The 12,279-nt window shown below is 67.9% G+C and carries 13 protein-coding genes; 10 read left to right on the top strand and 3 right to left on the bottom strand.

From position 1 onward, the window contains the following. Window positions 1-45: 45 nt before the first annotated feature. Window positions 46-429: a hypothetical protein gene (locus G3I17_RS34675; protein ID WP_164602716.1), complete on the bottom strand. Its 384-nt coding sequence runs from the start codon at window positions 427-429 to the stop codon at window positions 46-48. A 1-nt stretch (window position 430) separates the two neighbouring features. Then, window positions 431-1,099, bottom strand: coding sequence for an LON peptidase substrate-binding domain-containing protein (locus tag G3I17_RS34670; RefSeq protein ID WP_164602712.1), 669 nt, complete (start codon window positions 1,097-1,099; stop codon window positions 431-433). Window positions 1,100-1,191: 92 nt separating this feature from the next. Between G3I17_RS34670 and hisD the strand changes: the two genes are divergently transcribed. From hisD to G3I17_RS34625, 9 genes are all read left to right on the top strand, one after another. Beyond that, window positions 1,192-2,535, top strand: coding sequence for a histidinol dehydrogenase (gene hisD / locus G3I17_RS34665; RefSeq protein WP_164602710.1), 1,344 nt, complete (start codon window positions 1,192-1,194; stop codon window positions 2,533-2,535). Next, window positions 2,535-3,653 (top strand): histidinol-phosphate transaminase, encoded by a 1,119-nt coding sequence (locus G3I17_RS34660; RefSeq protein ID WP_164602708.1) that lies wholly within the window; start codon window positions 2,535-2,537, stop codon window positions 3,651-3,653. The genes hisD and G3I17_RS34660 overlap by 1 nt, the downstream gene beginning before the upstream one ends. Beyond that, on the top strand, window positions 3,650-4,249 hold the full coding sequence (hisB, locus tag G3I17_RS34655; protein ID WP_164602706.1) for an imidazoleglycerol-phosphate dehydratase HisB: 600 nt from the start codon (window positions 3,650-3,652) through the stop codon (window positions 4,247-4,249). The genes G3I17_RS34660 and hisB overlap by 4 nt, the downstream gene beginning before the upstream one ends. Then, window positions 4,246-4,890: an imidazole glycerol phosphate synthase subunit HisH gene (gene hisH, locus G3I17_RS34650; RefSeq protein ID WP_164602704.1), complete on the top strand. Its 645-nt coding sequence runs from the start codon at window positions 4,246-4,248 to the stop codon at window positions 4,888-4,890. Before hisB ends, hisH begins: the two co-directional genes overlap by 4 nt. 195 nt (window positions 4,891-5,085) lie before the next feature. Then, the gene (locus G3I17_RS41320) at window positions 5,086-5,253 is read left to right on the top strand and encodes a hypothetical protein (RefSeq protein ID WP_239063229.1); all 168 of its coding nucleotides are present in this window, start codon (window positions 5,086-5,088) and stop codon (window positions 5,251-5,253) included. Between the two features lie 195 nt (window positions 5,254-5,448). Then, complete coding sequence (locus G3I17_RS34640) at window positions 5,449-6,234, top strand: ABC transporter ATP-binding protein (protein ID WP_164602702.1); 786 nt, start codon at window positions 5,449-5,451, stop codon at window positions 6,232-6,234. After that, window positions 6,231-7,058 carry an ABC transporter ATP-binding protein gene (locus G3I17_RS34635; protein WP_164602700.1) on the top strand — a complete coding sequence of 276 codons (828 nt, stop codon included), beginning with the start codon at window positions 6,231-6,233 and terminating at the stop codon, window positions 7,056-7,058. The genes G3I17_RS34640 and G3I17_RS34635 overlap by 4 nt, the downstream gene beginning before the upstream one ends. Then, the gene (locus G3I17_RS34630; RefSeq protein WP_164602698.1) at window positions 7,055-8,914 is read left to right on the top strand and encodes an AMP-binding protein; all 1,860 of its coding nucleotides are present in this window, start codon (window positions 7,055-7,057) and stop codon (window positions 8,912-8,914) included. Before G3I17_RS34635 ends, G3I17_RS34630 begins: the two co-directional genes overlap by 4 nt. Then, a complete protein-coding gene (locus G3I17_RS34625) occupies window positions 8,911-9,798 on the top strand; it encodes a branched-chain amino acid ABC transporter permease (RefSeq protein WP_164602696.1) in 888 nt (295 codons plus the stop codon). The genes G3I17_RS34630 and G3I17_RS34625 overlap by 4 nt, the downstream gene beginning before the upstream one ends. A 36-nt stretch (window positions 9,799-9,834) precedes the next feature. Here the strand turns inward: G3I17_RS34625 and G3I17_RS34620 are convergent, their stop codons facing one another. Then, the gene (locus G3I17_RS34620; RefSeq protein ID WP_164602694.1) at window positions 9,835-11,031 is read right to left on the bottom strand and encodes an RNA-guided endonuclease TnpB family protein; all 1,197 of its coding nucleotides are present in this window, start codon (window positions 11,029-11,031) and stop codon (window positions 9,835-9,837) included. A gap of 107 nt (window positions 11,032-11,138) precedes the next feature. Here G3I17_RS34620 and G3I17_RS34615 point away from each other — a divergent pair, with 107 nt between their 5' ends. Then, a complete protein-coding gene (locus G3I17_RS34615) occupies window positions 11,139-12,254 on the top strand; it encodes a branched-chain amino acid ABC transporter permease (protein ID WP_164602693.1) in 1,116 nt (371 codons plus the stop codon). The last annotated feature ends 25 nt before the right edge of the window (window positions 12,255-12,279 follow it).

Below are 12,279 nucleotides of genomic sequence, written 5' to 3'. Positions count from 1 at the left end.
AAGGAATAGCTCTAGGTCGCCGGGATGCGATCGACGACCCGGTGATCAGTACGGGTTGTGTTCGTCGGGGATCAGGGACCAGGCGGCTTGTTTCCAGGGGGTCCAGTCGGAGTGGGGTTGGGGTTCCCAGTCGGCGGCGAGTTGGAGGAGCGTGCGGACCGGGGGAGAGAGGTCGGCGGCCAGGGCCTGGGTGAAGGCGGTGGTGACGACCAGGTAGATGTCGGCGATGTCGGACTCGATCTCGACGCCGTGTTGGTAGACGTCGAAGTGGCCCGCGGTCCACTCGCCGTCCAGGTTCAGGTAGGTGCCGCAGGTGTAGACGACCTGGCCCAGCCAGTGCTGGTCGGTGTCGGTCGGTTGCCAGCCGGCTTTGACTGCGGCCAGGAGGAGGGTGGTGGCTGTCTGCAATTCCGGTGGCTCTACGGCCATCTCAGTTGGGGGACATGTCCGACCAGGCGAGGTCGACGGCGGGGAGCGAGGGGAGGGCGGTGATTGCGGAGAGCTCGGTGTCGAGGAGGCCGACGAGCTGGGCCAGGCGGGTGGTGGTGTCGAGGGCTTCCAGCAACTTCTGGCGGTCGGGGGTCACCAGCGTCATCGCGGCGGAGATCAGGTACGAGAGGGTGCCCGGGTCGTCGGGGAGTGAGCCGATGCGCAGGCCGGGCTGGGAGATCTCGGTGACGGCAGCGGCGTACCGGCGGAAGCGCGCGACGGCGACGGTCGCGGCGCCGAGGGGGTCGTCGCCCGGCTCCTCGTCGAGCCACTCGACATCGGCGACCAGGTAGTCGCCACCGCTGTCGAGCTCGGCGACCTTGAAGCGCCGGTTGCCGGTCAGGGTGATCTCGACCGGGCCGTCGTCGTCGGCGTCGAGAGAGATCTCGGAGATCGTGGCCGCGCAGCCCGTCCCGTACAGCGACCGGAACACCCGGTCACCCAGCTCGTACCCGTCCCTGACCGCCACTGCGCCGCACACCATCTCGCCGCCGTTCTCGACCAGATCGCGAACCACCGATCGCCCTTGAACGTCCGTGACCGGGATCGGGAGCACCAGCCCAGGAAAGATCACTGTCTCAACAGTGAGAAGCGGCAGGCGGGAGTCCATGTGGTCGAGCCTAATGGCAACCACTCACGACCGTGGTCCGCGCAGTAGACGGCGCGCGGAAGCCAGGGGAGCAGACCACTAGACTGAGCGTCATGATTCGCCGCGTCGACCTGCGGGGCCGAGTGGCTGCTGGTGAGGTTCTTGACCTCCAGGCCCTGGTTCCCCGAGCCGTATTCGACGTCGAGGCCGCCCTCGACGTCGTCCGACCGATCTGCCTGGACGTCCGTCATCGCGGCCTCGAGGCAATCAGGGAGTACGGCGAGAAGTTCGACCATGTGCGCGTGGAGGAGCTGCGGGTCCCGGCCGAGGCGCTCAAGACGGCGCTGGAGGAGCTCGACCCCGCCGTGCGCAGCGCGCTGGAGGAGTCGATCCGGCGGGTTCGCGAGGTCAGCCTGGACGAGCGTGGCAGCGACATCGAGTCGCAGCCCGCGCCGGGTGGGCGAGTGACTCAGCGGCTGGTTCCTGTGCAGCGGGTCGGGCTCTACGTTCCAGGCGGCCGCGCGCCGCTCGCGTCCAGCGTGGTGATGAACGTCGTACCGGCACAGGTTGCCGGTGTCACGAGTCTGGCCCTGGCATCGCCGCCGCAGAAGGAATTTGATGGCTTACCGCACCCGACCGTGCTCGCTGTGTGTGCGATGCTCGGGATCGACGAGGTCTACGCGATGGGCGGCGCTCAGGCGATCGCCGGGCTCGCGTACGGCTTCGAGGGCTGCCGCAAGGTCAGCCTGATCACCGGTCCGGGCAACATCTACGTCGTCGCGGCCAAGCGGTTCGTGCAGAGCGAGGTCGGGATCGACTCCGAGGCGGGTCCGACCGAGATCGCAGTACTGGCCGACGACTCCGCCAATGCAGCGCACGTTGCCGCCGACCTGATCAGCCAGGCCGAGCACGACCCGATGGCCGCGAGCGTGCTGGTGACTCCGAGCGAGACGCTGGCCGCTGCTGTCGAGGCTGAGCTCGAGCTTCAGGTTCCGGCGACCAGGCACGCAGAGCGGGTCGCCGAGGCGCTCGATGGGCAGCAGTCGGCGGTGGTACTGGTCGATGATCTGGACCAGGGCACGGCCGTCGTCGATGCGTATGCGGCCGAGCACCTCGAGATCCAGACGGTCGACGCCGAGGAGCGTTCGCTGCTGATCAACAACGCCGGCGCGATCTTCGTCGGCGGCTGGTCGCCGGTCTCGCTCGGCGACTACTGCGCAGGGTCGAACCACGTCCTCCCGACGGCGGGTTGCGCCTGCCACTCGTCCGGTCTGTCCGTGCGCAGCTTCCTGAAGGCGATGCACGTCGTCAACTACTCCCGCGAAGCCCTGCAAGAGGTCGCAGGGCACGTGGTCGCGCTTGCGAACGCCGAGGACCTGCCGGCCCACGGTTCGGCCGTGTCGGTGCGCTTCGAGGCAGCGTCAGCCAAGGCAGCGTCAGTCAAGGATGGGAACTGATGGGCCGTTTCGATGGGCTGCCGATCCGCGACGAGCTGAAGAGCTTCGAGCCGTACGGCGCGCCGCAGCTGGACGTCCCCGTCCTGCTCAACGTCAACGAGAACCCGTACCCGCCGAGCGAGGCCGTCGTCGCGGACATCACCGCGTCGGTGGCCGAGGCGGCGCGCGGGCTCAACCGCTACCCGGACCGCGAGTTCCTGGCTCTGCGCGCCGACCTCGCGGCGTACCTGGGTCGTGAGTCCGGTGCTCAGCTCACCGCCGAGCAGGTCTGGGCGGCCAACGGCTCCAACGAGGTCATGCTGCACCTGCTGCAGGCCTTCGGCGGACCAGGCCGTACTGCGCTGTCGTTCGCCCCGACGTACTCGATGTACCCGGAGTACGCGCGCAACACCAACACCGCATGGGTCACGGGTCGCCGGTCCGAGGACTTCACCCTCGACCAGAGCAAGGCGCTCGCGGCAATCTCGCGACACCGGCCCTCCGTCGTACTGCTTGCCTCACCCAACAACCCGACCGGTACCGCGCTACCGATCCAGCTGGTCGAGGCGGTCGCCGCCCGGACAGCCGCGATCGGCGCCGTGCTGGTGGTGGACGAGGCGTACGCGGAGTTCCGGCGGACCGGGACGCCGAGTGCGGTCACGTTGCTGCCGTCGTACCCCAATCTCGCGGTCGCCCGGACGACGTCCAAGGCGTTCGCGCTCGCCGGGGCCCGCGTCGGTTACCTTGCCGCGAGCAAGCAACTGGTCGATGCCCTGCGCATCGTCCGGCTGCCGTACCACCTGTCGGCGGTGACCCAGGCGGTCGCGCGGGCGGCGTTGCGGCACTCCGACGAGCTGCTCGGTCGCGTCGAGCAGTTGCGGGCGGAGCGGGATGAGACCGTGGACTGGCTGCGGGCGCAGGGGCTGCGCGCGGTCGATTCGGATGCGAACTTCGTCCTCTTCGGCACCTTTGCTGACCGGCACGCCGTTTGGCAGTCGTTGCTGGACGACGGCGTACTGATCCGCGAGACCGGACCGAACGGCTGGCTGCGGGTGTCGATCGGTACCAGCGCAGAGATGGCCGCGTTCCGTGCTTCGCTGGAGAAGGTGCTCAAGACTGATCTAGGAAGGTCACTATGACTAGGACGGCCCGGATCGACCGGGAGACCAGCGAGTCCAAGGTGCTCGTCGAGCTCGACCTCGACGGTACCGGGCGCGCGGAGATCTCCACCGGCGTCGGCTTCTACGACCACATGCTCAACGCGCTGGCCAAGCACGCGCTGCTCGACCTGCACGTGAACACGGTCGGCGACCTCGAGATCGACGCGCACCACACCGTCGAGGACACCGCGATCGGCATCGGCCAGGCTTTGAAAGAGGCGCTGGGCGACAAGCGCGGGATCCGCCGCTTCGGCGACGCGACCGTGCCGCTGGACGAGGCGCTCGTGCACTGCACGGTCGACCTGTCCGGCCGTCCGTACTGCGTCCACACGGGCGAGCCCGACGGGCAGGTCTACGCGATCATCGGTGGCGACTACGCCGGCTCGCTGACCCAGCACGTGTTCGAGACGCTCGCGTTCAACGCCGCGATCTGCATCCACATCCGGGTGCTGGCCGGTCGCGATCCGCACCACATCGTCGAGGCGCAGTTCAAGGCGTTCGCGCGGGCACTGCGGGCCGCCGCCGAGCTCGACCCGCGGCAGCCGGGCATCCCGTCGACCAAGGGCGCTCTGTGACGTCGAAGAAGGTCGTTCTGCTCGACTACGGCTCGGGCAACATCCGCTCGGGGGAGCGCGCTCTGCAACGCGTCGGCGCGGACGTCACGGTGACCAGCGACTACAACGAGGCGCTGAACGCCGACGGACTACTGGTCCCCGGCGTCGGCGCCTTCGAGGCCTGTATGACCGGGCTGAAGGCGGTTCGGGGCGACGAGATCGTCGATCGCAGGCTGACCGGCAGCCGGCCGGTGCTCGGGATCTGCGTCGGCATGCAGATCTTGTTTGCCAAGGGCATCGAACATGGTGTCGAGACGGACGGTTGCCACCAGTGGCCGGGGACGGTCGAGCGGCTGCAGCCGACGGGTGCCGAGCCGGTGCCGCACATGGGCTGGAACACCGTCGCCGTCGAGGGCGCGACGAAGCTTTTCGAGGGAATCGAGAAGGAGCGCTTCTACTTCGTCCATTCGTACGGCGTGCGCGAATGGCACCTCACCGACACCAGGGCCTCCGTGACGCCGACGGTCACCTGGACGGAGTACGGCGGGGACCGGTTCGTCGCCGCGGTCGAGAACGGGCCGCTCACCGCGACCCAGTTCCACCCGGAGAAGTCGGGCGACGCCGGCGCCGAGCTGCTGGCCAACTGGATCCGATCCTTCTAGTGGCGTACTACGTCCACGCCGAGGACAAGCCTGGCGTTCTGCCAGGGCTGATCGAGCACAGCGAGGCGCACTGGTCTTATCTGGATCGGTTCGCCGATCGGCTCATTCTGCGCGGACCGACGCTGTCCTCCGATGGCGAGGACCACACGGGGAGCTGTTGCCGAGCTCCGGGCGCCGGACAGTCGGTTGAGCTTTGTGGCCAGGCTCGTTGAGGATGACGGATCGCGGTCCGTCGGGATGGTCGCGGCCCTCAGCGTGCTCCCGGACGAGGCGCTGGCGATCGTCCAGCCGGTCGCGGACGAATGGTGTGGCGCGCCGGCGGTGCTCACCGCGAGGCGCTGGCAGCGCGGCGGTCGCGCCTAGCATTTGTACCAAGGTGTTGCCTTGGTTTGCTCCTGACTGGCTGGAAGTCGCTTGTCTGGGGACCCTTTCGGGCTCGATCACAGTTTGGGGAGTGGCGTCCGATTTTCGGGCCGGAACTCTTCCATAGATGACATCGGTACTGTCACACTCACTCGCCAGAACGGTTGGAACCTTCGGGGATCCAGGAGGCCGTACGTGCTGGCAGCGACGAATCTCGAGGTCGTCTACGACGATGTGATGCTGGTACTGCGGGGCGTCAGCCTCGAGGTCCCGCAAGGGCAGATCGTTGCCCTGCTCGGGGCCAACGGCGCCGGCAAATCCACGCTGCTGCGGGCCATCTCCGGATTGCTGGACGTGCACGGCGGCGACGTACGCCGCGGCGCGATCACCCTCGACGGTGAACCCATCCACGGCCTGGGCGCCAGCCGGATAGCTGCCCTGGGCATCAAACAGGTGATGGAGGGCCGGCGGATCTTCGCCGACCTGACGGTCGAGGAGAACCTGCGGATCGGCGGGCATGTCGCCCCGCGGTCGCTGAAGACGAACCTGGACAGGACCTACCAGCTGTTCCCGGTACTGGCCGACCGGCGGCGCAAGACCGCCGGCTACCTGTCCGGCGGTGAGCAGCAGATGCTCGCGATCGGGCGGGCCCTGATGTCAGATCCGCGGTACCTGCTGATGGACGAGCCGAGTCTGGGGCTGGCGCCGATGATCGTGCAGCAGATCCGGGACGTGATCGTGGAGATCAATAAAGCCGGTACGACGGTGCTGCTCGTCGAGCAGAACGCCGCGATGGCGCTGGCGATCGCCGAGCACGGATATGTGCTGGAGAACGGCGCGATGGTGATGGACAAGCCGGCCGCCGTACTGCTGGAGGACGGCGATGTCCGCGAGTTCTACCTCGGCCTCGGTGCAGAGGGATCGTCCAGATCGTTTCGCGACGTGAAGCACTACCGGCGCCGAAAGCGGTGGTTGTCATGACCGCCACCGAGACCCGGCCCGAGTCCACCCGGCCGGCTCCGCCGCCGGTGCTCACCTTCGACGACGTACTGCTCGAGTTCTCCGGTGTCACCGCGCTCAACGGAGTCAGCTTTGCCGTGGGGGCCGGCGAGCTGTTCGCGGTGATCGGCCCGAACGGCGCGGGCAAGACCTCCATCTTCAACGTGCTCTCGGGGGTCTACCGGCCGCAGCGGGGCTCCGTCCGGTTCGGCGAGCAGGACCTGATCGGCCTGCGTCCGCACGCGATCGCCCGGCTCGGGATCGCCCGGACCTTCCAGAACATCGAGCTGTTCTCGAACCTGACCGTGCTCGACAACCTGATGCTCGGCCGCCATCATCACCACCCGTACGGTGTCCTCGCGGCGTTCGGCCGGCTCGGGAAGGCTCGCCGCAACGAACTCGCCAATCGGCGGGCGGTCGAGGAGATCGTCGACTTCCTCGAGCTCGCGCAGTGGCGGCGGATGCCGGTCGGCCTGCTCCCGTACGGCGTGCAGAAGCGGGTGGAACTCGGCCGGGCGCTCGCCTCGGAGCCGAAGTTGCTGCTGCTCGACGAGCCGGTCGCCGGGATGAACCTGGAGGAGACCGAGGACATGGCCCGGTTCATCCTCGACATCCGCGACGAACTCGGCCTGCCGATGGTGATGGTCGAGCACGACATGGGGCTGGTGATGGATCTGGCCGACCGGATCATGGTGGTCGACTTCGGCCGCCCGATCCGGACCGGCAAACCGCGGGAGGTGGCTACCGATCCCGATGTCGTGCGCGCCTACCTGGGCGAGGAGCACCGGATCGTGGACCGGCCATGAGCACTGTGACGGCGCCGGTCCGGCCGGCCACGATCGCGACCCGGGTCCGGGATCGGGCCGTCACGACGCCGAACCTGATCGCCCTGCGGGAGAAGGACCTGGGCCTGTGGCAGCAGGTCAGCTGGTCGCAGTACTGGCTGACCGCCGAGCTGGTCGGCCACGCTTTGCTTGCCCTCGGCATCGAGCCGGGCGACCGCGTCGCGATCCACTCGGAGAACCGGCGGGAGTGGCTGTACACCGACATCGGCGCGGTGTCGGTACGCGCCGTCACGGTCGGGCTCTACCCGACGAACCCGGTCGCGGAGGTCGCCTACCTGCTTCGCCACTCCGGCACCAGAGTGCTGATCGCGGAGGACCAGGAGCAGGTCGACAAGGCGCTCGCCGTCGCCGATGAGCTGCCGGACCTGGAACGCATCGTCTATCTGGAGCCGCGCGGTATCAGGCACCGGTACGACGATCCGCGGTTGCTCGCCTGGCCCGACTTTCTTGCCCTGGGCACCGAACATCGCGAGAGCCACCCGGGTGCCGTGGACGAGCGGATGGGCGCAGTCAGGCCGGACGACGTGGCGACCCTGGTCTACACATCCGGGACGACCGGGCCGCCGAAGGGCGTGATGCTGACGGTCGCCAACGTCGATTACGCGATCCAGGAGCTGGTCGAGCGCGGCGGCTTCGCCTCGCCGCCGCCATCGTCCAAGGACAGCGTGCTGTCCTATCTGCCGTTGTGCCACGTGGCCGAGCGGGTCTTCAGTTGCTGGTTCGGCGCGGGGGCCGGGGTCTGCGTGCACTTCGCGGAGTCGATCGAGACCGTCGCCGCCAATCTCCACGAGGTCCAGCCGTCGGTTCTGTTCGGCGTACCGAGGATCTGGGAGAAGATCGCGGCCGGTGTGCAGATCCGGATCGGGTCGGCCGGTCTGGTGAAGCGGAGCGTCGGCGGTTTCTGGCTGCGCCGAGCCGACTGGATCGGCAGCATCCTCGCTGCCAACGGCGGCAAGCACACGGCGGCTTCGAGGCTGGTCCACGCGATCGGGTACGTCGTCTGCTACCGGGCCTTGCTGGACCGGGTCGGCCTGCGCAAGGTCCGGTACGCCGCGTCTGGCGCCGCGCCGATCGCGCCCGAAGTACTGCGGTTCTTCATGGGGCTCGGGCTGCCGATGCACGAGGTGTACGGGATGACCGAGAACTCGGCCGTGGCGACGGCGAACCGGCCCGGCCGGGTGAAGCTCGGCACGGTCGGCGAGCGGCACGCCGGCGTGGAACTGCGGATCGACGAGACCACCGGCGAGATCCTCACCCGGCACGCGGGCACCTTCGCCGGCTACTGGCACGACCCGGAGGCGACCGAGCGGGTGCTCGACCCGGACGGCTGGTTGCACACCGGCGACGTGGGGGAGTGGGTCGACGGCACGCACCTGCGGATCACCGACCGGATGAAGGACCTGATCATCACCGCGGGCGGCAAGAACGTCGCGCCTTCCGAGCTGGAGAACGCGCTGAAGGCCTCGCCGTACATCAAGGAGGTGGTGGTGATCGGGGACCGGCGCAAGTACCTGACCGCGTTGATCGGGATCGAGCCGGACACCGTCGGCCACTGGGCCCAGTTGCGCCGGCTGCCGTACTCGACGTACGGCGATCTGGCCTCGAAGGCCGAGGTGGTCGCGCTCGTGCAGGGGATCGTCGACGAGATCAACGCGCGGTTCGCCACGGTCGAGCAGGTCAAGTCGTTCCGGCTGCTGCCGAAGTTGCTGGAACACGAGGACGGGGAGCTCACCGCGACCCAGAAGGTCAAACGCGGCGCCGTCACCAGCGCCTTCGCCGAACTGGTGGAGTCCATGTACCGCGGAGGTGTGCGGTGAACGATCTCCTGGCCACGGTGGTCCGCGGCCTCGGCAACGGCTCGATCTATGCCCTGCTGGCGTTGGGGTTCGTCATCATCTACAAGTCCATGCGGGTGATCAGCTTCGCCCAGCCGGCCTTCATGATGGCGGGCGGCGTCCTGGTCAGCCATCTCGTGCTGTCGATGAACTTCTTCCTGGCCGTGCTCGTCTCGCTGCTGCTGACGGCGCTGCTCGGGATCGGGGTGGAAAGGGTCGCGCTGCGGCCGATGATCGGCAAGCCGGTCTTCGTGATCGCGATCATCACCCTCGGCGTCGACATCGTGATCCGGACGGTGGTGAACTCCTTCATCGGCCTGGACATCCGCCAGATGGGCGATCCCTGGGGCCTGAAGCAAACGACCTTCCTCGGGGTCACGATCGACCAGCGGTACCTCGCCACTCTCGTCACCACGGTGGTGGTGGTCGCGGCCCTGTTCGCTTTCTACCGCTGGTCGCGGACCGGCCTGGCCATGCGCGCGGCCTCGTCGGACCAGGAGGTGGCGCAGGCCCAGGGTGTCTCGGTCGGTCGGGTGTTCTCGCTGTCGTGGGCGCTCGCGGCGATGCTGGCCGGACTGGCCGGCGTCTTCCTGTCGACCGGGATCGGGCTGGAACAGAACCTCTGGCTCACCGCTTTGAAAGCCTTGCCGGTGATCATCCTGGGTGGTCTCGACTCGCTGGGCGGCGCGGTGGTCGCCGGGCTCGCGATCGGCGTGGTGGAGGCGCTGGTGGGCAACTACGGCGGCAACCTCAGTCCGGTCTTCGGCGGGGACTTCTTCCTGGTCGTGCCTTACCTCTTGATGCTGCTCGTCCTGCTGGTCAAACCGTACGGCCTGTTCGGGACGCGAGAGGTGGAGCGCATTTGACGTCCTCCCCGCCGAGGGCGGGGATTCCAACTACTACTACGTGGAGGTAGCGTGTTGAGGTTCACGCTTCGGCGAGACCGGTACGGGCGTCTCTCGGCGTGCGCTGACGGCCCGTCCGGCCGCGATGTTGACTGCCGCGTTCACATCCGCATTCGCCTGATGCCCGCAGGCTACGCACCGGAACACCGCTTGGCTCTCGCGGTTCTCCGGTGCGCAGTGGCCGCAGACGCTGCAGGTCTGCCACGTGTGCGCAGCCTTCACTTTCTCGACTCGGCCCGCGGCCTTGTGCTCCAGACGACGTACCAGGTCCCCCCAGCCGTTGGCCAGGATGCCTCGGTTGAGTCCGGCCTTGGCGCGGCGACGGTTCGGCAGGTACCCGGCTGGTCGTTCGGGGTCGGGTTTGGGCTTGGGTCGTCTGGTCATCGATGCGATGCGCAGACCTTCTACCCGGATGACATCGAACCGTTGGGCGAGGTCTGTGCTGGTCTTCTCCACCCAATCCTTGCGGCGGTCACCGGCCCGGGCATGCAGTTTCGCGATCGCAGCCCTCACCCGCTGGCGGCGGTTGGAGCTGCGCCTGCAGCGCGACAGACGACGTTGCAGGTGCTTGAGCCTCATCTGCTCACCGTCCGACAGACTGGGGCAGGACAGCAGTTCACCGGTGGACAACGCCGCCGACACCGCGATGCCGCGGTCCGCACCGACCACCTCACCCGTACCAGGCGCGGGAATCGGTTCCGGGATGACAGCGAAGGCTATGTGCCAGCGACCCGCCCGGTCGCGGGTGACTCGGTACGACTGCGCAGCTGGGATACCACGAGACAGACGCACTCGCACCCAGCCGACCTTGGGCACGTTTACCGCGGCCCACTTCCGGCTCAGCTTCACGATCCGGGACGCCTGACCACCGACGATACGGAACCCCTCGTGCAGCCCGGCCTTGCGCCAGGTCGGACGCCGGTGAGTACCTGCGTAGAAGTACTTGACCGCCTGGTCGAAGTCCGGCAACGCCTGTTGTTGCACGGTCTGCGACCCGGCCCGCAGCCAGTCGAACATGGCCCGCGCTTCGGTCAGTTGCCGCGCCTGCTCGACGTACCCAGGCGTCGCGCCTTTGTCAGGGGTCCACATCGACCATTGCTCGAGTGCGAGATTCCACAGGTAGCGGGCGTGCCCGCCCTGCACCAGCAACGCAGTCTGCTGCGCGGCGGTCGGGTACATCCGGAACCTGGACACGCCGCTAACCCAATCAGGCCGGACCGACAGTCCCCGGTTTCTGAAGGGAGGAAGTCGCGGTTCCTTCCCATCAACCAGAAGGACGGAATCTCCCCGCGACCAATGCGATGAGCACCCGGACCGGTCGACCACAGCTCTACCTGTCCTACGGGCAGGACATGGCACTGCTGAACACCCCGGCCAAACGGTGGTGGACGCTCGCCCTGGTTCTGGTCGCAGTACTGCTGCCGTTCATGCTCGAGGACGATCTGCTCGTCGTGCTGGCGACCGCGTTCGTCGCCGCGATCGGCGCGATCGGCCTCAACATCGTCACCGGGTACGCCGGCCAGGTGTCCCTCGGGCACGCGTTCTTCCTCGCGATCGGCGCGTATACCGCGGCGGCGTTGTCGGGTGATCCGGACAGCACCCGGCTGATCGGATTCGGGATCACCTCGCTGCCGATCTGGTTGCTGGCCGCGGGCCTGGTGGCGGGGTTGGCCGGGTTGATCGTGGCCCCGCTCGCTGCTCGGCTGCGCGGGTTGTACCTGGCCGTGGTCACGCTCGGCCTGGTGTTCATCGGCGAGCACCTGTTCAAGCACTGGCGGGACCTCACCGGGGGAGTCGGCGTCGGGCGGCCGGCCGCGGTACCGGAGTTGTTCGGGCTGCAGTTCGCGGTCGACGGCGCGATGTTCACCAAGGCGCAGAAGCTCTATCTGCTGATGTTCGTGCTGCTGGTGATCTTCGGCGTCCTGGCGCGGAACCTGGTCAGGTCGCGGATCGGCCGGGCGCTGGCCGCCGTCCGTGATCGCGACCTGGCCGCCGAGGTGATCGGCGTCGACGTGACGCGGTACAAGATGATCGCCTTCGCGGTGTCGTCGTTCTACGCCGGCGTCGCGGGGGCGCTGTTGTACGTGATGATCGGCTTCGTCGAGCCCGGATCGTTCAACCTGGCGATGTCGGTGCAGTACATCGCGATGATCCTGGTCGGTGGCGTCGCCACCATCTCGGGATCGATCATGGGCGCGCTGTTCATCACGCTGTTACCGCGGGTCACCCGCGAACTCCCGGCCGTGCTGCCGTTCATCAGCAGCAGTTCGACGGCCGGCGGCATCACGGTCTTCCAGGTCGAGACAATTCTGTACGGCCTGTTGATCATCGGGTTCCTGATCTTCGAACCGCGGGGGCTGTTCGGGATCTGGGTCCGCATTCGCACCTACTGGAAGTCATGGCCGTTCTCGCACTGACCCACCTTGTCGGTGCCGGCAGCCT

It is taken from the genome of Streptomyces sp. SID13031 (assembly GCF_010548305.1).
Lineage (GTDB): Bacteria > Actinomycetota > Actinomycetes > Propionibacteriales > Kribbellaceae > Kribbella.
The sequence above is the reverse complement of the archived record's forward strand: the minus strand, read 5'-3'. Positions and strand labels throughout refer to the sequence as shown.